General features: G+C 72.0%; 21 protein-coding genes and 1 riboswitch. Of the genes, 8 read left to right on the forward strand and 13 right to left on the reverse strand.

Annotation, left to right across the window (positions count from 1 at the left end; all coding sequences use genetic code 11):
* Nucleotides 1-264: 264 nt before the first annotated feature.
* The gene (locus ABZ833_RS02960; protein WP_361040192.1) at nt 265-1,473 is read left to right on the forward strand and encodes an ROK family transcriptional regulator; all 1,209 of its coding nucleotides are present in this window, start codon (nt 265-267) and stop codon (nt 1,471-1,473) included.
* Nucleotides 1,474-1,519: 46 nt separating this feature from the next.
* The gene (locus ABZ833_RS02965) at nt 1,520-1,978 is read left to right on the forward strand and encodes an Rrf2 family transcriptional regulator (RefSeq protein ID WP_361040194.1); all 459 of its coding nucleotides are present in this window, start codon (nt 1,520-1,522) and stop codon (nt 1,976-1,978) included.
* Here the strand turns inward: ABZ833_RS02965 and ABZ833_RS02970 are convergent.
* Entirely contained in the window at nt 1,975-2,196 is a 222-nt protein-coding gene (locus tag ABZ833_RS02970; protein ID WP_361040197.1) for a hypothetical protein, read from the reverse strand. The two genes, ABZ833_RS02965 and ABZ833_RS02970, sit on opposite strands and share 4 nt — an antisense overlap.
* Nucleotides 2,197-2,416: 220 nt before the next feature.
* On the opposite strand from ABZ833_RS02970, the gene ABZ833_RS02975 reads away from it, so the two are divergent.
* Together ABZ833_RS02975 and ABZ833_RS02980 are read left to right on the forward strand one after the other, a co-directional pair.
* Entirely contained in the window at nt 2,417-3,622 is a 1,206-nt protein-coding gene (locus tag ABZ833_RS02975; protein WP_361040199.1) for an acyl-CoA dehydrogenase, read from the forward strand.
* 74 nt (nt 3,623-3,696) lie between these two features.
* Nucleotides 3,697-4,479 (forward strand): thioesterase family protein, encoded by a 783-nt coding sequence (locus ABZ833_RS02980; RefSeq protein WP_361040201.1) that lies wholly within the window; start codon nt 3,697-3,699, stop codon nt 4,477-4,479.
* A gap of 32 nt (nt 4,480-4,511) precedes the next feature.
* Here the strand turns inward: ABZ833_RS02980 and ABZ833_RS02985 are convergent, their stop codons facing one another.
* Complete coding sequence (locus ABZ833_RS02985) at nt 4,512-5,921, reverse strand: aldehyde dehydrogenase family protein (protein WP_361041309.1); 1,410 nt, start codon at nt 5,919-5,921, stop codon at nt 4,512-4,514.
* Between the two features lie 204 nt (nt 5,922-6,125).
* On the opposite strand from ABZ833_RS02985, the gene ABZ833_RS02990 reads away from it, so the two are divergent.
* Both ABZ833_RS02990 and ABZ833_RS02995 read left to right on the forward strand, forming a co-directional pair.
* Entirely contained in the window at nt 6,126-6,716 is a 591-nt protein-coding gene (locus ABZ833_RS02990; RefSeq protein WP_361040203.1) for a TetR/AcrR family transcriptional regulator, read from the forward strand.
* 194 nt (nt 6,717-6,910) lie between these two features.
* A complete protein-coding gene (locus ABZ833_RS02995; protein WP_361040205.1) occupies nt 6,911-7,732 on the forward strand; it encodes an endonuclease in 822 nt (273 codons plus the stop codon).
* Nucleotides 7,733-7,795: 63 nt separating this feature from the next.
* Here the strand turns inward: ABZ833_RS02995 and ABZ833_RS03000 are convergent, their stop codons facing one another.
* Together ABZ833_RS03000 and ABZ833_RS03005 are read right to left on the reverse strand one after the other, a co-directional pair.
* Nucleotides 7,796-8,773, reverse strand: a complete 978-nt coding sequence (locus tag ABZ833_RS03000; RefSeq protein ID WP_361040207.1) for an NAD(P)-dependent oxidoreductase — start codon at nt 8,771-8,773, stop codon at nt 7,796-7,798.
* Complete coding sequence (locus ABZ833_RS03005; RefSeq protein ID WP_361040209.1) at nt 8,770-9,942, reverse strand: lactate 2-monooxygenase; 1,173 nt, start codon at nt 9,940-9,942, stop codon at nt 8,770-8,772. The genes ABZ833_RS03000 and ABZ833_RS03005 overlap by 4 nt, the downstream gene beginning before the upstream one ends.
* 140 nt (nt 9,943-10,082) lie before the next feature.
* Here ABZ833_RS03005 and ABZ833_RS03010 point away from each other — a divergent pair, with 140 nt between their 5' ends.
* Complete coding sequence (locus tag ABZ833_RS03010) at nt 10,083-11,279, forward strand: helix-turn-helix domain-containing protein (protein ID WP_361040211.1); 1,197 nt, start codon at nt 10,083-10,085, stop codon at nt 11,277-11,279.
* A gap of 10 nt (nt 11,280-11,289) precedes the next feature.
* Here the strand turns inward: ABZ833_RS03010 and ABZ833_RS03015 are convergent, their stop codons facing one another.
* From ABZ833_RS03015 to ABZ833_RS03050, 8 genes are all read right to left on the reverse strand, one after another.
* On the reverse strand, nt 11,290-12,030 hold the full coding sequence (locus ABZ833_RS03015; RefSeq protein ID WP_361041311.1) for an ABC transporter ATP-binding protein: 741 nt from the start codon (nt 12,028-12,030) through the stop codon (nt 11,290-11,292).
* Between the two features lie 43 nt (nt 12,031-12,073).
* Entirely contained in the window at nt 12,074-13,111 is a 1,038-nt protein-coding gene (locus ABZ833_RS03020) for a glycine betaine ABC transporter substrate-binding protein (protein WP_361040213.1), read from the reverse strand.
* Between the two features lie 89 nt (nt 13,112-13,200).
* Nucleotides 13,201-14,070: an ABC transporter permease gene (locus ABZ833_RS03025; RefSeq protein WP_361040215.1), complete on the reverse strand. Its 870-nt coding sequence runs from the start codon at nt 14,068-14,070 to the stop codon at nt 13,201-13,203.
* Entirely contained in the window at nt 14,067-15,176 is a 1,110-nt protein-coding gene (locus ABZ833_RS03030; protein ID WP_361040218.1) for an LLM class flavin-dependent oxidoreductase, read from the reverse strand. Before ABZ833_RS03030 ends, ABZ833_RS03025 begins: the two co-directional genes overlap by 4 nt.
* Nucleotides 15,177-15,621: 445 nt before the next feature.
* Nucleotides 15,622-16,749: an LLM class flavin-dependent oxidoreductase gene (locus ABZ833_RS03035; RefSeq protein ID WP_361040220.1), complete on the reverse strand. Its 1,128-nt coding sequence runs from the start codon at nt 16,747-16,749 to the stop codon at nt 15,622-15,624.
* Nucleotides 16,750-16,763: 14 nt separating this feature from the next.
* Nucleotides 16,764-18,215, reverse strand: coding sequence for an NtaA/DmoA family FMN-dependent monooxygenase (locus tag ABZ833_RS03040; RefSeq protein WP_361040222.1), 1,452 nt, complete (start codon nt 18,213-18,215; stop codon nt 16,764-16,766).
* Nucleotides 18,216-18,238: 23 nt separating this feature from the next.
* On the reverse strand, nt 18,239-19,468 hold the full coding sequence (locus ABZ833_RS03045; RefSeq protein ID WP_361040225.1) for an LLM class flavin-dependent oxidoreductase: 1,230 nt from the start codon (nt 19,466-19,468) through the stop codon (nt 18,239-18,241).
* A 106-nt stretch (nt 19,469-19,574) separates the two neighbouring features.
* Nucleotides 19,575-19,730, reverse strand: a complete 156-nt coding sequence (locus ABZ833_RS03050) for a putative leader peptide (RefSeq protein WP_361040227.1) — start codon at nt 19,728-19,730, stop codon at nt 19,575-19,577.
* A 247-nt stretch (nt 19,731-19,977) separates the two neighbouring features.
* Nucleotides 19,978-20,122: riboswitch (SAM riboswitch) on the forward strand.
* 261 nt (nt 20,123-20,383) lie between these two features.
* Between ABZ833_RS03050 and ABZ833_RS03055 the strand changes: the two genes are divergently transcribed.
* Entirely contained in the window at nt 20,384-21,178 is a 795-nt protein-coding gene (locus ABZ833_RS03055; protein WP_361040229.1) for a glutathione binding-like protein, read from the forward strand.
* Here the strand turns inward: ABZ833_RS03055 and ABZ833_RS03060 are convergent.
* A complete protein-coding gene (locus tag ABZ833_RS03060; RefSeq protein WP_361040232.1) occupies nt 21,097-22,638 on the reverse strand; it encodes an FAD-dependent oxidoreductase in 1,542 nt (513 codons plus the stop codon). The genes ABZ833_RS03055 and ABZ833_RS03060 overlap by 82 nt on opposite strands.
* Between the last annotated feature and the right edge of the window lie 88 nt (nt 22,639-22,726).

The following is a 22,726-nucleotide window of genomic DNA, read 5'->3' on the forward strand; positions in this document are numbered from 1 at the left end:
ACACGCAGCGGATACGCGGCGGCCCAGGTCTACGTGGAGCCGCGGGACGAGAGGGGTCATCGCGGTCATGTCCAGGAGCATGGCCGCCCGCCGGAAGCGCGGTCAAGGTCTCCCCCGCCCGCTTCACGACCCTGCAACGCGCCCGTCACCGCCCGCGTGACGCGGACCACTGCCACTCGCCAAATGCCCTGCGCACAAGGCACGTTGGACCACCTGGCCCGCGAACTCCCCCACACATCCTCCCCTCCCCCGGAAGGCGCAGTCATGCCGCACACCTCCGCACCGCCCACCACCGGTGACGGCCGTCGCGAGGCGAACGTCGCGGCCGTGCTGCGCACCGTCCTCGACCACGGCCCGGTGTCCCGCAGCGCCATCGCCCGGCGCGCCGGGCTCAGTCCGGCCGCGGTCTCCCGGCAGTGCACCGACCTGGCCCGCATCGGCCTGATCCGGGAGGTCCCGGAGCTGGCCGCCTCCGGTGGCGTGGGCAGACCGCAGATCCCGGTGGACCTGACCACGGGGGACGGCGGTGGCCCGGTCGCCGCCGGGATCCACATCGGCGTACCGCGTTCCACCTTCTGCGTGGCGGACCTGCGCGGCCGGGTCCTGTCCCGCGGCGCCTTCCACCACGACGGGATCCCCGCCGGGGAACTGCCGGACGCGGTGGGGCGCGCCCTGGCCGCTTTCCTCGCCGGGCACGCGGCGGGCGGCCCGCTCCTGGGGGTGGGCGCGGCCGTCGGCGGCTGGGTGGATCCCGCCACCGGCACGGTCGTACGGCACGACGCCCTCGGCTGGCATCAGCACCCGCTCGGCTCCGGACTCCGGCGGCACACCGGGCTTCCGGTGCGCGTCGACAACCATGCGCGCGCGGTGGCGCAGTCCGAGCTGCTGTTCGGGCGGCCCGCCGCGCGGCGCTCCCTGCTGCATCTCTTCGTGGGCAATGTGGTGGACGCGGCGCTCGCGATCGCGGGTGTCGTGCACCGCGGGCCCCGTTCCGGCGCCGGTGACGTGGCCCATCTCCCGGTGCCGGACAGCGCGGTCGCGTGCCCCTGCGGCCGCACCGGCTGCCTGGAGGCCACGGCATCCGACACGGCGCTCGCCCACGAGGCCTTCACGCGCGGCATCGTCCCCGAGCCCAGCGCGTCCCTGGTGGTGGACGCGGCGGCGGCCGGGGACCGGCGCGCGGACGTGCTGCTGCGGAAGCGGGCCCGCGCGGTGGGCCGGGCCGCGGGTCTGCTGCTCGACGTACTCAATCCCGACCTTGCCGTGATCACCGAACAGTCGAGTCTGCTCAACCCGGAGTATCTGGAGGAGATCCGCGCTGCCGCGACCGGCCACTCACTGGTCTGCGACGATCCCGAGCGGATCGTCGGCCCGCACGCGGGACCGGCCGCGCTCCCCGTGGCCGCCGCCACCGTGCTGCTGAATCCACTGTTCAGAAGCCCGCTGCAGGCGCTCGGCGACATCACCTCATGACCAGGGGCGATACGTTCCGTTCGGGGCGGTGCAGCATAATGCGGCCATGCGGATCTCAGCCAGGGCGGACTACGCGGTACGTGCCGCGCTGCAACTCGCCGCGTGCCAGGACGACGGGCCGCTGAAGGCCGAGGCCATCGCGGACGCCCAGGAGATCCCGCACAAGTTCCTCGAGGGCATCCTCAACGACATGCGGCGCGGCGGTCTCGTCCTCAGCCAGCGTGGCGGCAACGGCGGCTACCGCCTGGCCCGGCCCGCCGACCGCATCAGCATCGCGGACGTCATCCGCGTCGTGGAGGGCCCCCTGGTGTCGGTGCGCGGGGTACGCCCTCCGGAGCTGGCCTACAGCGGCCCCGCGGAATCACTCCTTCCGCTGTGGATCGCGCTGCGGGCGAATGTCCGCCAGATCCTCGAGGGTGTGTCCCTGGCCGACGTCGCGGGCGCCGAACTGCCCACCACGGTCACGGCACTCGCAGCGGACCCCGCGGCCTGGACGAACCCTTAGCGCCGATTGCGCGGATGATTGCGCGCCGTGCGTTCATTGCCGTGCTTGTACGCACCTGTCCAGCGGGCCATCACCAACTGGGCGTCGCCCGACTCGACCTCGGCGAGGAACTTCTCGGCGCGCGCACCTCGCAGCGTGCCGGCGGCGCGGCCGTGGTGCGTGATCGTCACACTGGCGTCGGCGTGCTGCTCGTAGGTGAAACCAGAAGGTCTTGGCATGGTCGGATGCTAGGCACCCGGGCCGTGGTTCCGTAACCGAATTTCGGTGCGACCGCGCGGCGGTCCACGGGGAGGGACCCGGCCCCGATCACCCCCTGCACCATCCCGTATTCCGAGACGCGGCAGTCCGCCCCTCGAACGCCCCCTTGCCGCAGCAGGAGTTCGCGCCCACTATTCCTATCAATCAGGTAGGGAAACTAGGAATCTGTGAGGCGTCCCCGTGACAACGCTGATCCCCTCCGCCTCGCCGCGCGTCGTCCGGGAGCTCGCCGACGACCTCGCCGTCGACGCGGACCTGCGCGACCGGGCGGGCAAGCCCCCGTTCGACGAGGTCTCGCGGCTGCGCGAGGCGGGACTGCCCGCGCTCCTGACGCCGACCGGCCAGGACGGTGCGGACGGCCGGGGCAGCGACTGGCGCACGGCGTGTACGGCGGTCAGGGACATCGCGGCGGCCGACAGCTCCATCGCGGAACTCCTCGCGCACCACCACGCCCTGTCGTGGAGTCCGCGCCTGTTCGGTACGCCGGAGAGCGCCGCCGCGCTCGAACTGCGCGCCGTACAGGAGCAGTGGCTCTGGGGCGGCGACATCGAGCTGCCGGACGCGCAGACGGGCACCGACCTCGCACTCACCCCGGTCGCCGACGGGTACGTCCTGCACGGCCGGCGGCCCCTGACCGCCGGTGTCGCCGTCGCGGACCGGCTCGTCCACACGGCGCGGCGCACGGACAGCGGCGAATGGGTGGTCGTCCACGTGGACCCGGCCCACCCCGGCGTCTCCGCGGAGCCTGCGCACGACCTGCTCGGCCAGCGCCTCAGCGGCGCGGGCGGCGTCAGCTACGACGACGTACCGCTGGCCGCGCACCAGGTCCTCGGCACGGTTCCGGTCGACGAGCACGAGATCTCGCCGTTCACCGCGCTCGCGCCGCTGACCCGCCGCCTCCTGCTCGTCCAGGTCGGCCTCGGCAACGCGGAGGGCGCCCTCGCCGAGGCGCGGGACATCAGCCGCGCCCTGCCGCGGCCCGGCCCGCTGTCGGCTCTCGACACGGCAGGGGACTGCGGGCCGCCGCCCACCGACCCCTATCTGCTGCTCGCCTACGGCGAGTTGGCGACGGCAGCGCACAGCGCCGCGGCGGTGGTGGAACGCGCGACGGAGGCGATGGCCCGGGGGCTCGAGACGGGACCCGCGCTCGGCGCCGACGAGCGGGCCGACATCGCGTTCCTCGTGGGCGCGGCCGAAGCGGTCACCACCCAGTCCGCCCTGCACATCACCACCCGCGTCCTCGAACTCACCGCCGACGCACCCTCCCCCACGACCGACCCCGGCCTGGACAGGTTCTGGCGCAACGCCCGCGCCCTGACGGCCCACAGCTCCGCCGCGCACCGCCTGCGCGACATCGGCGAGCACTACCTCAACGGGCTGCAGTAGCGGTCCGCCCCGCCCCTTTCTCCGGTCGGTACGATCTTCGGACACTGGGACCCCGGCCGAGAGAGAAGCACCCGTTGAACACCGGCAGCTACTACGAGCCCACCGACGAGCACCGCTACAAGCCCACGCCGCACGCCGGAGGGGCCTGGGCCACCGACGAGCAGCACTTCAGCCCGCTCGGCGGCCTCATCGTGCACGCCATCGACCGGTACCTGGCCGCCGGGCCGGACAACGGACTCGTCCTGTCGCGGATCAGCTTCGACATCCTCGGGCGCCTCGCCCTCGACGAGTGCGAGATCCGGGTGGAGACCATCCGGCCGGGCCGCACCATCGAACTGCTCGAAGCCGTGGTGCTCATGGCCGACCGCCCAGTGGTGCGGGCCCGCGCGTGGCTCCTCGGCTCCGGCGACACCAGTGCCGTCGCCGGGGGCGGTGCCGACAGGCTCACCCCGCCCGAGGCACTCACGCCCTGGCCGATGGCTTCCGTGTGGCCCGGCGGGTACATCGCCTCGCTGGACGTCCGCCCCCTCGCACCCCCGCAGCCGGGCCGCACGACGGCGTGGATCTCCACCGGCCTCGACCTCGTCGCGGGGCAGACCGCGAGCCCGCTCGCGTCCTTCATCGCACTCGTCGACACCGCCAACGGCATCGCCGTGCGCCAGCAGCCGACCGAGTGGATGTTCCCCAACGTCGACCTCACCGTCCACCTGCACCGTCAGCCCGAAGGGAAGTGGACCGGGCTCGACACCACGGTGACCTTCGGACCGACAGGCCAGGGCATCACCAGCACCGTGCTGCACGACACCACGGGCCCCGTCGGACACGCACAGCAGATCCTCACCGTCCGTCCCCTGTAGACCACTTGGGTCGTACGCGCACCGCCGGGTCGTCACATGAAACGGCGGATCAGCCGCTCCTTGGCCGCCGTGAAGGGCGGGTAGACGGCTCGTACGGTGTCGGGAAGCAGCGGCTTGTCTAGGACGGCCTTCGTGTGGCTGAAGGTCTCGACCGAGTACTGCCCGTGGTAGCTGCCGATGCCGCTCTCCCCCACACCGCCGAAGGGCAGTCCCGGCAGGGTGAGATGGGCGTTGGGGAGCCCGAAGCCGACCGCGCCCGACGACGTCTCCCCGAGCAGCCGCCGCCTTGCCTCCCGGTGGGGCGTGAAGGCGTAAAGGGCGAGCGGCTTGGCACGGGCGTTGACGAAGGCGATGGCCGCGTCCAGGTCGGGCAGGTGCAGGACCGGCAGGATGGGGCCGAAGATCTCCTCGGTCATCACAGGTGCGTCCGGGTCGACGTCGGCGAGCACGGTGGGCGCGAGGTAGCGGGCGGACCGGTCGTGCGTCCCGCCGGTCACCACGCGGCCGTGTCCGAGGAGTGCGGTGAGCCGGTCGAAGTGGCGGTCGTTGACGATGCGGCCGTAGTCGGGGCTGCGGGCGGGGTCCTCGCCGTACATCGAGGTGATCGCCGCTGCGAGGTGGTCGGCCAGCGGCCCCGCCGTGCCGCCGATGGCGAGGACATGGTCGGGGGCGGTGCAACTCTGGCCCGCGTTGAGGAACTTGCCCCAGACGATCCGTCGCGCGGCGGCGGCCAGATCGGTGCCCGGCTCGACAAGCACCGGGCACTTTCCGCCCAGTTCCAGGGTGACCGGGGTGAGGTGGCGGGCGGCGGCGGTCATGACGACGCGGCCCACCGTGCCGTTGCCGGTGTAGAGGATGTGGTCGAAGCGCTGCTCCAGGAGGCGCGTGGTCTGCTCGGCGGCGCCCTCGACGACCGCGACAGCGTCCGTGTCCAGGTACCGCGGCAGGAGGCGGGCCAGGGCGGCCGAGGTCGCCGGTGCCAGTTCGCTCGGCTTGAGCACGGCGCAGTTCCCGGCGGCCAAGGCGCCCACCAGCGGCGCGAGCCCGAGCATCACCGGGTAGTTCCACGGGCTGATGACGAGGACCACGCCCAGCGGTTCGCGCACCGTCCCCGCACGGGCCGGGAGCATCATCACGGGGACCCGTACGCGGCGCGGGCGCAGCCAGCGGTCCAGGTGGCGCAGCGTGTGGTCGATCTCGTTGACGACGAAGCCCAGCTCCGAAGTGTGCGTCTCCACCGGGCTCTTGCCGAGGTCGGCGGCGAGTGCGTCGGTGAGCGCGGGCGCCTGTTCGGTCAGCAGCGCACGCAGCGCGCGCAGTTGGCGGCGGCGCCACGCCGTCGGCCGCGTCCGGCCCGCGTCGAAGGTCGCGCGCAGCCGGGCGACCGTCGCGGCGGCGTCCTGGGCCTCGCCGACCGGAGCGGCGGCATCTTCGACCGCCACTCGGGCCTCGGCAATCCCTTCTCGGGCCCCGGTGTACGCCTCTCGGGCCTCGGCCGAGCCCAACTCCCCTGTTCCGTCAGCGAGTAGCTCCTGCTTCACGGCTTCTCCTCCCCGAAAACGCAACGGTGCGTTGTGTTTTGACGACCGTAGCCCCACAACCCCTCATACGCAACGCACCGTTGCGTTGCACTAGGCTGCGGCACCATGACGACACTTCACCGCCCGCGACCCGCTCCTGGCGGTGGCCCGCGCCGCAAGCAGCAGATCTTCGACGCCACCCTGCGGGCCCTGGCGCGCGACGGCTTCGAGTCCATGACGATCGAGGGCATCGCCGAGGAGTCCGGCGTCAACAAGACGACGATCTACCGCTGGTGGCCGTCCAAGTCCGCGCTCCTCGGGGCAGCCCTGATCGACGCACCCCTTCTGGAGCTGCCGATACCGGACACCGGACATCTCCGCGGCGACCTGGAGCACCTCGTCGACAGCCTCGTACGACTGCTGACCACACAGCCCTCGGGCTCCGTCGCCCAGGCCGTCCTGGGAGCGGCCGTCGGCGACCCGGGACTCGCCACCTACGCCCAGGGCTTCTTCGCCGATCGCCTCGCCCGCGAGCAGTCGGTGATCGACCGCGCCGTGGCACGCGGCGAACTGCCGCCCGGCACCGACACGATGCTCCTGATGGACCTGCTCGCCGGCGCGGTCTGGCTGCGCGTGGTCTTCCGCCGCCTGCCGCTGGACGAGGACTTCGCCCGGCGCACCGTCGCGGTCGTGCTCGACGGCGTACCCACGGCCTGAGTTCGCCCCCTTCGCACCCGATTCATGCCGCATGTCGCGTCCATGACATCGTCACACAGTCGACCCACAACGTTCATACAGTGATGCGCTCACCCGTGCCACTCTCCCGTTGGCCCACTTGTCAACTCGCGTAGACCGCAGGTCCTGTTGGAGGGATCCGCGGTGCGCGAGCCTCCGGGAGAGGACACCCCCACATGCCCGTCCCTCACATACGCCGCTGGAAACCGCTCGCCATGACGGCCGCCGCGGTCCTCGTCGGGATCACCGTCCCGGCCGCCGCCGACGCCGCGACCACGGCCCCCACGCCGACCGCGGCACCCGTCAGCGCCTATGACGACACGTACTACCAGGACGCCCTCGGCAAGACCGGTCCGGAGCTGAAGAGCGCCCTGCACACGATCATCAGCGACCAGACCAAGCTCTCGTACGACCAGGTCTGGGACGCGCTGAAGGTCACCGACGAGGACCCTGCCAACAGCAGCAACGTGATCCTCCTCTACACCGGCCGCTCGCAGAGCAAGGACAGCAACGGCGGCGACCCGGACCAGTGGAACCGTGAGCACGTGTGGGCCAAGTCCCACGGCGACTTCGGCACCGCGACCGGTCCCGGCACCGACATCCACCACCTGCGCCCGGAAGACGTGTCGGTCAACAGCACCCGCGGCAACAAGGACTTCGACAACGGCGGCAGCGAGGTCGGCGAGGCGCCGGGCAACTCCACCGACTCCGACTCCTTCGAGCCCCGTGACGCCGTCAAGGGCGACGTGGCCCGGATGATCCTCTACATGGCCGTGCGCTACGACGGCGAGGACGGCTTCGCCGACCTGGAGCCCAACGACAAGGTCGACAACGGCAGCGCCCCCGCCATCGGACGCCTGTCCGTGCTGAAGCAGTGGAGCGACGAGGACCCGCCGGACACCTTCGAGAAGAACCGCAACCAGGCGATCTACGACCAGTTCCAGCACAACCGCAACCCGTTCGTCGACCACCCCGAGTGGGTCGGCGCGATCTGGTAGATCACGGCCCGCTGTTGTGGCAGCGACCTCTGGGACGCTGCCACAACCGGTGCCTGCGGGACGTCAGTTGACGACATCCCCCAGCGGCTTGCCCTCCAGGTGGCCTGCGACGTTCTGGATCGCGGCGAGGCCGATGCGGACCAGCGTCTCGCGGGTGACGCCCGCGACATGCGGGGAAAGGACCACGTTCGGTGCCTTCAGGAGGCGCAGCGCGGCCGTCGGCGGTTCGGGGTCGAAGACGTCGATGCCCGCCCCGGCCAGCGTGCCGGCCGTGAGCGCGTCGGCGAGGGCGTCCTGGTCGATGAGCGCGCCCCGCGACGTGTTGATGACGAAGGCCGTCGGCTTCAGGAGGGCCAGGCGTCCGGCGTCCAGGAGGTGTCGGGTGTCCTGGGTCAGCGGGGCGTGCAGGGTGACGTAGTCGGACGTACGCAGGAGCTCGTCGAGTTCGACGTGGCGCGCGCCGCCGAGGCGGGCCTCCGTCTCCGCCGCCACCGGCCTCGGACCGGCGTAGAGGATGGTCATGTCGAACACGACCGCGCGGCGGGCGACTTCCTCCCCGATGTGGCCGAGCCCGACGATGCCGAGCGTCTTTCCCGAGAGCTCCGTGATGGACTGCTGGAGGCGCGGCAGCGCCCAGTCGGCCTCCACGAGAGCGGTGTGCGCCGGGATCAGCTGCTTGGCGAGGGCGAGCATGAGGGCGAAGGTCTGCTCGGCGACGTTCTGCTTCTCGGCGCCGCTCGAACCGATCGAGCAGACGGAGATTGAGCGCGCGCGGGCCGCGTCCACGTCGACGTAGTCGAAGCCGTGGCTCGCGCACTGGACGACTTCCAGGTGCGGGGCCGCGGCGATGTGCTCGGCGGTGACGGGCGCGAGGCCGGTGATGATGACGTGCGCCTCGCGCAGGGCGGCCGGGTCCTCGTCGGCCGACTCCACGACGGTCACGTGCGCCGTCCCGGGGAGCAGCCCGGCGAGTGCGCCTCCGGCGGCGCGGCCGCCCACGTGGGGAGAGACGATGGCGAGGACGTTCTTCTCGGTGGTCATGCGGTCTCCTCGATCAGGTCGTCGGGGGTGAGCGTGGCCGGTCCGGCGTGTCCGGACAGGGCCAGGGTGAGGTCGAGTTCGGCGAGCAGACAGCGGATCACGTGGTCGACGCCCGCCTGGCCGTCCAGGCCGAGACCGTAGGCGTAGGGGCGCCCCACGAGGACGGCCTCGGCGCCGAGCGCGAGCGCCTTGAAGATGTCGTCACCGGTGCGGATCCCGCTGTCGAACAGGACGGTGAGCCGGTCACCGACCGCCTCCACGACGCGGGGCAGGGCGTCGGCCGCCGCGACGGAGCCCGCGACCTGGCGGCCTCCGTGGTTGGAGACGACCACCCCGTCCATGCCCGCGTCGGCGGCGCGCCGCGCGTCGTCCGGGTGCAGAACGCCCTTGAGCACGATGGGACCGTCCCAGTTCTCGCGCAGGAACGCCAGGTCCGGCCAGGTCTTCGCGGGGTCGGCGAACATGCCGACGAAGTGCATCACCGCGGCGTTCGGGTCCTCGTGCACCGGCTTGGCGAGGCCCGCCTGGAACGCCGGGTCGCTGAAGTAGTTGGCGGTGCCCACACCGTGCAGGAAGGGCAGGTAGGCCTGGTCGAGGTCGCGGGGCCGCCAGGCCAGGAGCGGGGTGTCGAGCGTGACGACAAGGGCCGTGAAGCCCGCGGCCTTCGCCCGGTCCAGGAAGCTCTTGGTGACGTCACGGTCCTTGGCCCAGTACAGCTGGAACCACCGCTGCGCGTCACCCATCTCCTTGGCGACCTGCTCCATGGGGGTGCTGGACGCCGAGGACAGGATGTACGGGACGCCGCGGGCCGCTGCCGCGCGGGCGGCGGCGGACTCGCCCTCCGGGTGCATGATCGACAGGACGCCGACGGGCGCGAGCGCTAGCGGCGCGGGCAGCCGGTGGCCGAGCACCTCCACGGACAGATCGCGTTCGTGTACGTCGCGCAGCATGCGCGGCACGATCCGGCGCCGCTCGAGTGCCGCGCGGTTGGCGCGGGCCGTGCTGCCGTTGCCCGCGCTTCCGGAGACATAGCCGACGGGGCCGGGTCCGAGCCGCTGCTCGGTCAGCTCCTCGAGTCGGGTCAGGTCGGTGGGCAGGCGGGGTACGGCGCCGGTCATGCCGTTGAGATAGATCTCGTACTGGAAGTCCGCCCAGTTCGGCTGTGTCATGTGGTGGGTCCCGTCCGGTGGCGTGAGACTGCGGGAGACAGCAAGCCAGCAAGCCAGCACTGTCTACCCGACGATCCTTGCCACAGTGACAAGTCCCGTCCATGGCCGTACGCACCCTTTTCCGATGGGACTATCACTCTGTGACAAACAAGCGCGAACGCGTCCGGCAGGAGCTCCTGGCCGACACCCGCCTCGTCGAGGCGGTCGTCGACGCGGTGCACGAACAGGTCCCGGCGTACACGGCGCTCGACGGCAGCAGGTTTCCCGAGGTGCGGGCCATCGCCGCGTGGGCGACGGACCGCCTCCTCGACCACTGGGTCACGGACGGCGCGATCGGTGACGCCGATCTGCGGCGCTTCCGCGGGATCGCGGCGGCGCGGGCGGCGGACGGCCGCCCCTTGCAGGCCGTCCTGCGCGCCTACCGGGTCGCGGCAGCGGTGCTCGCGGACGAGGTCGCGGCCCGCGCGCCGCAGCTGTCCGCGAAGGACGCCTTCGCGCTCGCACAGCTGCTGCTCACCGCCATGGACACCATCTCCGAGGAGATGACGACGGCGTACGCGGCCACCAGTGAACGCCTCACGGGCGACCGCGACAGGTCGCTCCAGCTATTGCTCGACGACCTGATCGCGGGCCGCCACGCGTCGCTGGGCGCGCTCGGCGCGCGGGCATCACGGCTGGGTGTGCAACTCCCGGAACGCTACTGCCTGTTGGTCGCGGAGCCGATGAACGCCGGAGCCCTGGACGGCGGCTCGTCCGACATCTCCCTCGCCACGTCGACCGCGCTGCTCACGGCGCTCGACGGCGGTGGAGCCCGCGGCACGTCCCTCGCGACGACCCACGGTTCGCGCGCCGTCCTGCTCCTCCCGGCCGCGTCCGCCGAGGCCGTGCCGGACGTCCTGCGCGGGCACTCCTGGCGCGGCTGCGTGATCTCGGGCGAGAGCCTGGACCGCGTCGCGGTCGCCCACCGCCTCGCCGCGGGCGCCCTGGACACCGCTCCCCCGCACGCCCACCACGCCGAGAGGGTCCTCACCGACGCCGACGCCCACGTCCTTGCCCTGCTCGCGGGCCACCCCGTGGTGAGCCCCGACCAGATCGGCCGCATCGTCCTCGGCCCTCTCGTCGACCGCGCCCAGCGCCACCTCCTGGAAGCCCTCACGGCGTACGTGGACACCGGCTCCGCCAATGCCGCGGCCCGCGAACTCCACCTCCACCCGCAGTCGGTACGCTACCGCCTGCGCCGCGTCCGCGACCTCACGTCCCGCGACCCCCAGGACCCGTGGCAGCGCCTCACCCTGGACATCGCCCGCACGATCGTCCTCGGGGGCCGGAGCGGATAGCTTCCCTCGGTCAGGCCGCCGCCGCATCGCGTGCGGCGGCGGCCAGTTCGGCACGCAGGGCCGCGAACCGGGGCGCGCCGCGCAGGGCGGCCACGTCGGTCGTCGCCGCGCGCGGCAGGGGGACCGCCACCTCGTCGATCACGCGCCCCGGGCCCGCGGCCATCACCAGGACCCGGGAGCCGAGCAGTACGGCTTCCTCCGCGGAGTGCGTGACGAACAGGACGGTCGTTCCCGTGACGGCAGCCAGTGTCCTGACCTCCTCCTGGAGGCGTTCGCGGGTGAGCGCGTCCAGCGCGGCGAACGGCTCGTCCATGAGCAGGATCTGCGGTTCGGCCGCCAGGGCCCGTGCGATGGCCACGCGTTGCTGCTGTCCGCCCGAGAGCTCCCAGGTACGGCGCCCTGCCATGCCCGGCAGCCCCACCAGGGACAGCAACTCCTGGATGCGGGCGGCACGTTCGGCGCGTACGACACCGTGCCGCGCCAGCGCGAAGGAGAGGTTGCCGCCCACCGTGCGCCAGGGGAACAGGCGCGGCTGCTGGAAGACGACGCCGACCTTCCGGCGCACCTCCACCGTGCCGGTGGCGGGCCGCTCGAAGCCGGCCACCAGTCGCAGCAGCGTCGTCTTGCCGCACCCGGACGGCCCGACGAGCACCACGAACTCGCCGGGCTCCACGGCCAGGGACACGTCGGAGACCGCGGTCACCGGCGCCTTGGCCGTGCCGTAGCGGACGCTGACGCCCGACAGTTCGATGTCGGACGCGGTCGCGTCGGTGTCGGACGCGGTCGAGCCGGTCTCAGCCTGCGACACGGGCCAGCTCCTTCACCGCGAGGTCCTTCTCGAAGGCCGACCGCTCCGGAACCGCGTCGATGGCCTTCTGCGCCTTGAGGAAGCCGGCCGCGTCGTGCAGGTTTCCGGCGAGCGCCCCGGGAGCGCCGGGCCTGCCGAGATAGTCGGCTCCCCGCTGCTGATCCGCGGTGAGCAGCACCAGTTGGGCAAGCTGCTTCCGGGCGGCCTCGGGGCTGAGGTTCAGCTCGGCGCCGATCGCATCGGCGGCCTTGTCCGGGTCGCTCTTGGCCAGCTTGACGGCCTGGTCCTCCGCCTTGAGCCAGGCATCGACGATCTTCGGGTGCTCGGCCGCGAACGCGTCGGTCACCACACCGAGGTCGGCGGTGGGCTTGCCCTGCTCGGCGAGCTGACGGCTGGTGACCAGGACCTTGCCGTCCTTCTTGAGGTCCGTGAGGGTGGGCGTCCACACGTAGGCGGCGTCGATGTCACCGCGCTGCCAGGCGGCGAGCGCGTCCTGCGGCTGAAGGTCGACGAGCGAGGCGTCGGAGGCCTTGAGACCGGCCGAGTCCAGTGCGGCGAGGAGGGAGTAGTGGGCGGTCGACCCGAAGGGCGTGGCGATCTTCTTGCCCTTGAGCGCCTTGACGGACCCGATGCCCTTCTTGGCGACGAGTGCCTCGTTCTCGCCGATCACGTCATGGATCCACAGCACCTTGTACGGGATGTTCAGCGGCGCCGAAAGACCCTTCGTGACCGGGCTCGAGCCTGCCAGTGCGAAGTCCACCGACCCGGCGATCACCGCCGTGTTGACGTCCGCCCCCGAGTCGAACTTCACCCACTTCACCTCGGCCTCGGGCAGCGCCTTCTCCAGGAGCCGGTGGTTCTTGACCACCAGATCGGCGTTGGGTATCGCCTGGTAGGCGATGCGGACCTGGGTCTTTCCACCGCCGCCTGCGGCATCGGCGCCGTCGCCGCAGGCGGTCGCGGTCAGTGCGACCAGAGCGGTGGCCGAGGCGAGGAGAGCGGTGCGGCTCAGGTGTGAGGGCATGACGGTTCCTTCGTACGTTGACGTGGAGCGGGAAGGCCGGAAAGGGAGGGAAGGCGGGGAAGCGGGAGAGGGGGCAGGGCGGCCGGGCGTCAGACGCGGCCGCGCCACGGCACCGCCACCCGCTCCACCCCCTTGAACAGGGCGTCCAGGACGATCCCGGAGAGGCCGATGGCGATGATCCCGGCGATGACGACGTCGGTCTGGTTGTAGCGCTGGGCGTCGCGGATCATGCCGCCGATGCCGGGTACGCCGTTGACGGTCTCGGCGGCGACGACCGAGGTGTACGCGATGCCGACCGCGATCCGTACACCGGTGAGGATCTCCGGCAGTGCGGCGGGCAGCCGTACGGAAAGGAGCAGCACCACGGGCCCGGCGCCCAGCGCCCGCGCGGCCTCCACCAGGTCGCCCGGCACCCCGCGTACCGCGGCCGCGGTGGCCGCCGCGATGGGCGGCAGCGCGGCGATCACGAGCAGCCAGATCTTCGGGGTCTCGTCGATGCCGAACCAGATGACGAGCAGGGAGAGGTACGCCAGCGGCGGCAGCGTGCGGAGGAAGGTGACCGCCGGTTCCAGGACCACCGCGAGCGGTTTCACCACGCCGATCAGCAGCCCCAGCGGAATCCCGGCGAGAGCCGCGTACGCGGTGCCGATGCCGATCCGGCGCAGCGAGACGGCCAGGTGCTCGCCGAGCAGGTGGCCGCTGAATCCGCGCACCCCGTCGTGGACGGTCGACGCCTCCACGAAGGCGTGCCACACGTCCCCGGGCGACGGCACGAGGACGCGTGGCCAGACGTCGGCCACGACCACCGCCTGCCAGGCGGCGAGGAGCACGGCGAGCGCCAGGAGCCGCAGCGACGTCCAGCGCAGGGGCGCTGCCGCGGCCCACGTCCGCCGTGCGGGCCGCGGTGCTGCTGCCGACGCGGGTCGGGGGCTCGCTTCTGTGTTCTTGAGGAGGGTCACGCCGTCGCCTCCGTGAGCGCGCGCAGCCTGGGAGCTACTTCTTCGCCGACCCTGTAGGCCTCTTCGAGGTGCGGATAGCCGGACAGGACGAACTCGTCGATGCCGAGCCCGCGGTACTCGAAGAGCCGCTGGGCGACCTCGTCGTGCGAGCCGACCAGCGCGGTGCCCGCACCTTCTCGGACGAGGCCGATGCCCGCCCAGAGGTTGGGGGCGACGGTCAGGTTCTCGGCCGAGCCGCCGTGCAGGGCGGTCATCCGGGCCTGCCCGGTGGAGTCCATGCGGGCGAAGCGGTCCTGGGAGGCGCGGACCGCCTGCGGGTCGAACCCGGCGAGGATGCGGTCGGCCTCCGCCCACGCCTCGGCGGCGGTGTCGCGGGTGATGACGTGCAGCCGTAGCCCGAAGCGCAGGGTGCGGCCCAGGAGCGCTGCCTTGTCGCGCACCCTGGCGATGCGTTCGGCGAGCGCGGCCGGGGGTTCGCCCCACAGGAGCTGCACCTCGGCATGGCGCGCCGCGACCTCCTCGGCGGCCGGGGAGGCGCCGCCGAAGTAGAGGGGTACGTACGAAGCCGATGCGGGCGCATCCAGCCGGGCGCCCTCCACCCGGACATGAAGGCCTTCGAGGTCGACCGGCTTGCCGTCGAGCAACTCGCGTACGACCTGCATGAGTTCGCCGGTCCTGACGTACCGCTCGCTCTTGGGCAGATGGTCGCCGTACGCCCGCTGCTCTGCCGGGTCGCCACCGGTGACCACGTTCAGCGCGATGCGGTCGCCGAACAGGCGGCGGAAGGTGTCGGCCTGCTGGGCGAGCAGCGTCGGCCGGGCGAGCCCCGCGCGGAAGGCGACGAGGAAGCCGATCCGCTCGGTGACCGCGGCCAGGGCCGGGGTCAGCACCCAGGGGTCCACGCAGCCGAGGCCCACGGGAGTCAGCAGCTTGGCGAAGCCCGACTGCTCGGCGGCGCGGGCGACCTGGGCGAGATACCCGAGGTCGGCGGCGCGTCGGGTCGCGGTGGCGGTGCGGCCCTGGACGGCGGTGACACCACCGGGGTCGCGGCCGTCGCCGCCGGTGGGCAGGAACCAGTGCAGCACGGGGGCGGCAGAGGAGGACATGCTGGGGCACCTCGAGAGAGAGCGGACGCGGGCGGGCCGCCCCGCGTCATGCGCAGGGGCGTGCCGGGCTGCCCGGGTGTCCGGGGCTGAGGAAGGAGTCAGGTGCGGCGACGGCCGACGACCGGTCGAATGAGGTCGTCAGCGGTGTGCAGGGGTGCGGAGGCTCGGTGGAGCGCTCAGCAACAGGCCGCGCGACAACAGGAGATGGCCCGACACAGCATCCCCGAGACACGCAGAAGGTCCACGTGGCGACGGGAGACGAGGGCGGGGTTCATGCGTGCATCCTGACCGGGTCCTTGTCCCGCCGACAACCCGGTTCCGGCATGTGGACATGGAGATCCCGCCTCGCGGTACTGCCAGGACCCGCACCCGAGCTGCCGTCGCCTCCCGAATGACGTGTTCGCTGTTCGCCCTCGCCCGGACAGGGCGAGGGCGAGGGCGAGGATCACCTGCGCCGCCACTCCTCCGCAAGCAGTTCGTAGGAGCGCACCCGGTCGGCGTGGCCGTGGGTGATCGTGGTGATGAGCAACTCGTCCGCGCCGGTGGCCTCCTGGAGCTGTTCCAGCTGGTCGGCGACGCGTCCCGGGGAGCCGGTGAACTGGGTTTCGGTGCGGTCCTCCACCAGCGCGCGGTCCGCGTCGGTCCAGACGTGCCGACGCGCTTCCTCCGGCGTCGGGTACTGGATGGCACCCTCCGCCGTGCGGATGCTGCGGACCCACGGGCCGTAGCCCGCGGCGAGCTCGCGGGCGGTCTCGTCGTCCTCGGCGACGACGACGTCCGCCGAGACGCTGACGTAGGGCTCGTCGAGTACGTCGGAGGGCTTGAACGCGGCGCGGTAGCCGTCCGCGGCCTCCAGCACCGTCCCCGGACTGACGTGGTAATTCGCCGCGAAGGGCAGACCGTTGCGGCCCGCGACGTCCGCACTCTGGCCGCCGCTGCTGCCCAGGATCCACACCTCGATGTCGGCGCCCTCACCGGGGACGACATGCGCTTCGATGCCGTCCTCGGAACGGTACGTCCCCGCGAGCAGCGCGAGGATGTCGTCGATCTGCTCCCCGTAGTCCTGCGACTGGGCGTGCGGCAGCTGGAGCAGCTTGCGCTGCAGGGCGACGCGGGGCGAGCCCAGCAGATGCTCGTAGGAGAACCGCGGCGGGATCCGCAGTCCGTTGGGTGCGTGGCCGTCGACGACGGGGGTCGCGGTCGGCGGCGCACCAGCGGCCGTTCCGGGCGGCTTGCCGCCGGAGCGGCCGAGGCCCAGGTCGAGGCGTCCGGGGTGCAGCGCGTCGATCAGGCCGAACTCCTCGACCGTGGACAGAGCGGTGCGGTGGCCGAGCTGTACCGCGCCCGCCCCGAGCCGGATCGTCGAGGTCGCCGCGGCGGTCAGGGCGAGGACGACCGCCGGTGAGGTGCCGGCCACGCCCGGGTTGAGGTGGTGCTCGGCGAACCAGTAGCGGGCGTACCCGAATCGCTCGGTCTGCCGGGCCAGGTCGATGGAGTTGTGCAGTGCAGCGGCCGCGGTGGAGCCGGACGAGACCGGGACCAGGTCGAGGACGCCGAGCGGGATGGCTGACATGTGGGTGGTCCTCCTCAGTGGTCGGCCGACGCGGGCACGGGTGTGGGTTCGGGAGTGGGTTCGGGTGTGGATACGGGCTCGGGGTCAGGCTCGGGCAGGCGCGCCCCGGAGTCGGGGTGGGCCAGGCCGAGGTGGTCGCGCAGGGTGGTTCCCTCGTACTCCGTGCGGAACACGCCGCGCTCCTGGAGCAGCGGGACCACGGTGTCGGCGAAGGCGTCGAGTCCGCCCGGGGTGATGTGCGGGACGAGGATGAAGCCGTCGGACGCGTCGGCCTGGACGAAGGAGTTGATCGTCTCGGCGACGGTGGCCGGGGAGCCGACGAAGGACTGGCGGTTGCCGGTCTCGATGACGAGGTCGCGGATGGACCACTTGTTCGCGGCAGCGAGCTCGCGCCACTCCCGCGCGGTGGCCAGCGGGTCGCGGTACATCCGCACCTGCGCACGGCCGCGGGCGATCGTGTGCTCACCCACGTCCGGATCGATGTCGGGCAGCGGGCCCTCCGGGTCGTACGCGGAGAGGTCGCGGTTCCAGACGAACTCCAGGTGCTTGATCGCCGTGGCACCGCTGACCTGCTTGCGCCGCACCTCACGCGAGAGCTCCTCCGCCTCGGCGTCCGTGTCACCGAGGACGAAGGTCGCGGCGGGCAGGATGAGGAGCTGGTCGTGGGTGCGGCCGTGGCGGGCCAGGCGGCCCTTGACGTCCCTGTAGAACTCCTGGCCTTCCTTGAGCGTGCTGTACCGGCTGAAGATCGCGTCCGCGCCTTCGGCGGCGAACTCGCGCCCCTCGTCCGAGTCACCGGCCTGGAAGACGACCGGCCGCCCCTGGGGGCTGCGCGGGACGTTGAACTGCCCCTGGATGTCGAAGTGTTGCCCCTGGTGGACGAAGGCTCCCGCCCGCGCGTCGCGCAGGAAGGTGCCCGTCTCCTGGTCGGCGACGATCTCGTCCCCGCGCCAGGAGTCGAACAGCTCGCCTGCCGTGGCGAGGAATTCCTTCGCCCTGGAGTACCGCTCCTCCTGCGGGAGGAATCCGCCGCGGCGGAAGTTCTCGCCGGTGAAGGCGTCCCAGGAGGTCACGACGTTCCACGCGGCGCGCCCGCCCGAGAGGTGGTCGAGGCTGGCGAACTGGCGGGCCACCTCGTAGGGCTCGTTGAAGGTGGAGTTGATGGTGCCGGTCAGGCCGAGGTGTTCGGTGACGGCGGCGAGTGCGGTGAGGACGGCGAAGGTGTCGGGCCGTCCCACGACGTCCAAGTCGTAGATCTTTCCGCCCTGTTCGCGCAGCCGAAGCCCCTCGGCGAGGAACAGGAAGTCGAACTTGGCGCGTTCGGCGGTCCGCGCGAAGTGCGCGAAGGAGCAGAACTCGATATGACTCCCGGCCTCGGGGTCGCTCCATACGGTGGTGTTGTTGACGCCGGGGAAGTGCGCCGCGAGGTGGATCTGCTTGAGCGGCTTGTCCGGTGACTTGCTCATGACGGGGTTCCTTCCGGTCCGGCTCAGGCGGTGGCGGCGTAGCGGCTCGCGGGGCGGGTCAGGCCAAGGAGGCCGCGCAAGGTGTCGGCTTCGTACGCGCGCCGGAAGGCGCCGCGGCGCTGGAGTTCGGGCACCAGGCCCTGGGTGATCGCCGGGAGGTCGTGCCCGACGACGGCGGGACGCAGCCGGAATCCGGTCAGCCCGGCCTGCCCCAACTCCACGAGCAGGTCGGCCAGTTGGGCGGGCGTACCGGTGAACACCCGCGCGTCACTGCTGTACGGCTGACCGGCGAGGGCGTCCAGACGCTCCCTGCGGGCTTCGGCGGCTCCCTGGTCGTCGTCGAGGAACACCACCAGATCGCCGAAGAGATGCAGGGGCTCATCGGCCCGCCCTGCGGCGTCCTGTTCCGCTCGCACCGCCGTGACGATGGCGTGTGCGTGTCCGGCGTCGCGCGGGGTGACGTATCCGATGTCGGCCGAGCGGCCGAGGAGACGGAACGGGGCGTCGGTGGGGGTCTCGTGGGCGAGCGCGCTGACGACGGGGCGGCCCTGCGGCGGCCGGGGCGTGATCGAAGGGCCCTTGACGCTGAAGTGCTTGCCCTCGAAGTCGATGTAGTGCAGCTTGTCGCGGTCGACGAAGCGGCCGGTGGCGACGTCCCTGATCTCCGCGTCGTCCTCCCAGCTGTCCCAGAGCCTGCGCACGGCTTCGATGTGGTCGGCTGCCTCGTCGAAGAGGTCGAAGGTCAACTCCCGCACTTCCGGCCTGCCGAGGTCCTCGACGGCATCGAGGGCGGGAAGCGTGCGGCGCCCGAAGTGCGCGGCCTCGTTCCGGCGTGCGGACACCTGCACCCGTACGCCTGCGCGGCCCTCACTGACGTAGTCGAGCGTGGCGATCGCCTTGGATATGTGGAAGGGCTCCGTGTGCGTGGCCACCACGGTCGGCACAAGGCCGATGTGGCTGGTCAGTGGCGCGACACGGGCGGCGATGAGGACGGCGTCGAGCCGCCCTCGTACCTGATCGGTGCGTCCGTCGGGTTCGGTGAAGTGCGAGGACTGGAGGCCGAGTCCGTCCTCGATCGTCACGAAGTCGAGCAGGCCGCGTTCGGCCTCGGTGACCAGATCGGCCCAGTACTGGGCGGTGAGCAACTCCCCTGGGCGGGCGGCTGGTTCGCGCCAGGCGGCGGGGTGCCAGCCCGCGCCGTCGAGCGCGACGGCGAGGCGCAGCGAAGGAGCGGAGGGAACGGAAGAGGGCAACGCGGACGAGGGTGAAGATGATGACGACACGAAGGAGTGCCTTCCTGATCGACCGTACGAGAACACCGGCCCCTCGGCTCCGAGGGTGCGGCGGCGGGGTGACGGGTCAGGAACGACAGAGCGCGCCGGCGACGCGCTGGAGGTCGATGTGCGGCCGGGAGTACAGGTGCACCTGGCGGCTCGGGGCGATCGTGATGACACGCCGAGCGGACACGGGCGGCAGCAGGGATGACGTGGACGGCACGGCGGAGACTGCCGGCATGTCCGTCACCTCCGCTCGGCAAGCCAGGGCTTGACGTCGACACTCGTAAGCTGCTCGGGACGTTACGTGAGGTCGCAGCGGTGCGCAATGCCCGTCGATCATGGGCGTCCTCACATCGCCGTACGTGCCTCGTCGTCCCTCTCCGTCAAGGACAACCGCCGGGCCACGCCATCTGTTCCGCCTCCGCGCCGGGAGTTGCACGGCCTTCTTGACGGCGCCCTGTGCCCGGACCCAGACTTCCGGGGACGGTCACGATTGTCAGCGCCCGCCCGGCAGGCTCCCTGCACGAGCGGTTCATCGGCCCCGGCCCGCTGGCAGGCAACCCTTCCGCCGCGACGGGGTGCCCCGGGTGACGACCGGGTCCCGCCGTGGCGGCGGGGCAAGTGCGGCCCCGGTTGCAACGGGCCTCGACGGCAGGGCTGGTGGACATGTCCAGGGCGGTCGGTGAGAGGAAGAGCACCCAGCGGCCTCTCCTGACCGCGCCCCGGCCCCGCCCCCGCGTGTTGACCAGACGGCTGCACATCGACCTGCTGCGCGTGTGCAGCGCAGCGGCTCCAGCCGTCTGACGTCCACGCATCACTCTCTCCCTCCCCCTCCCCTGTGCCACCGTCGCCGTGCGCGCGGTCGGCGCCCTCTCACCTGCCTGGAGAGCCATGCCCGAGACCACGTCGCACCGTTCCCACCCTTCCCACCCGACTTCCCTCACGGATCCGGATCCGTGCTCCCCGCTCGAAACCGTCCCGGGCGGCAGCTGCCCCGCGCCGATCCGCAGCCGCATCGGCGCCGACCTGGCCGGCGGCTTCTACCCGGCGCCGCACCGCTATCACCTGTACCTCTCGGCCGGATGTCCGCGCTCCTTGCGCGTCTCGATCACCCTCGACCTGCTCGGACTCCGGGAGTCGGTCACCACGACGCTCCTGACCTCGCACACCCCTGCGGCGGCACTCGACTCACTGCACCGCTACTACGAGGCCACCGAGCACCACTTCGACGGCCCCTTGACCGTTCCCGCCCTGTGCGACCGCTGGAGCGGGCACGTCGTCAGCAACCACACGCCCGACATCCTGCGCGACCTCGCCTGCCGCCTCGCCGCGCACGGCAGCGGCCCTCTCCTGCGCCCATCGGCCCTGGCGGCGCACATCGACACCTGGCACGAACTCCTCGCGGGCCCCCTCACCGTCGAGACGCTGGACCGCCTCGACGGCCGGCTGGCCTCCCACCCGTACCTCGTGGGCGACGAACTCACCTCGGTGGACGTGGACTTGTGGGCCGCTCTCGTCCACCCCACTCCGGACGCGGCCGAGGCAGGCGACTCCCACCCCCACGTCCGCGCCTACGTCCGCCGCCTGCACGCCCATCCCGCCTTCTACGCCAACGGCCCTCTCCCCAAGGCCGCGAGCACCTCCCGCGCCGCCCGTTCCCCGCTCTCCACACCGCCGTTGAGGTAGCCCTGGCTGTGCGTGCTGGTGTGTTCGCCCGCGAAGTGGAGGCCGCCCTCCCGGCGTCCCGTGAAGCCCCAGTACCGGGTGTACTGGCCGGGGCGGTAGGAGGCGTAGGAGCCGCGGGCCCAGGGGTCGTCGACCCAGGAGTCCAGCCAGCCGCGGCCGTTGTACGCCTTCTTGAGGCCGGGGACGAGCGCGTCGAGGTGCCGCAGTGCCAGGTCCGTCACCGTGGCGGACGGCGCGGCGTGCGGGCGCTCGGCCGGGTAACTCGCGCCGCTCCAGCCGCCGGTGAACAGCGTGAGCAGACCTTCCGGTCCTGTCTGGTACGAAGAGGTGTCCCAGGAGCTGAACAGCGGGTTGTCGCTCATGATGCCGCCGCTGAATCCGTCGAACCGCGGGAATTGGCGGTCGAACTGGAACAGCAGCTTGGCATCCGTGCCCATGCCGTGGTTGTCGATGGCCTCGCGCTTGCGGGCGCTGAGGCCCGCGCCGTCCAGGTCGACGCGGCGCAGGGTGGTGAAGGGCAGGGCGAACACGACGCGGTCGGCGGTGACTTCCCCTCTGCGGCCGCCGAAGCGCAGCCGGTAGGTGCCGCCCGCGCGGCGTACGGCCGTGAGGGGCGCGTCGAAGTGAAGGGCCGACTTGGGCAGCCGCTCGGCCATCGCCTGGGGGATGAGGTCGTTGCCGCCCTTGACGTGGTACTTCTCGTCGGCTCCGGCGGGTCCGATGTACTGCTCTATGAGGTTGATCGCGCTCAGTTCGTCGGCGCTGTTGCCGAAGAACGTGGCCACGCTGTTGGCCATCGCGGAGGCGAGCAGGGACGACATTCCGCCGGGTACGTTCGCCGCGAGCCAGTCCCGCACCGACAGGCCGTCGAAGTCACGGGCGGCGCGCCCCGCCTCGTCCGCGGCGTAACTGCCGATACGCCGTGCGTCGGCGGCGAGTTGCTTCTGCACGACCTCCATGTCCCGGTAGACCGCGTCTTCGGTGACCACCTTGCCCTGGAGGTGGATGACGCCGCGCTCGCCGTGCTCGCGGTCGGGGTTCTCCTCTTCCAGGGAGATCCCCAACTCCGCCGCCAGCTTGCGGATATGGGTGTGCCGGGTGTCGATGCGCTCGCCGCCGTGCTCGGCGAGCTGGCCCGACGCGAAGCCCCGCGCGGTCCAGCAGCGTCCACCCACACGGCCGTCCCTCGCCTCGAACACCTGGGCCTTGACGCCCTGTTGGGCAAGCCGGTGGGCGCAGGTGAGCCCGGCGAGGCCCGCGCCGATGACGACGACGCGGGCGTCGTGCGCGGTGGTGCGGTCCGCGGCGCGCGCTGTGGTGGGCGTGAGCGTGGCGCCGAGTGCGAGACCGCTCGCGGTGGCGAGTCCGCCGCGCAGCACGGTGCGCCGGGTCGTACCGGCGTCCGCCGGTTCACGTCGCGCGCGTACGACGCGCATCCAAGGGGTTCCGCCAGCAGGCATGGGTGTCTCCCGTCAATAGGCCGTCGGATCGACCTGGGCCGTGGAGTGTCCGTGGAGTGCACGAAGCAGCCTGCTTGCTTAACTCCTT

Source organism: Streptomyces sp. NPDC047525 (genome assembly GCF_040643025.1).
Lineage (GTDB): Bacteria > Actinomycetota > Actinomycetes > Streptomycetales > Streptomycetaceae > Streptomyces > Streptomyces durmitorensis.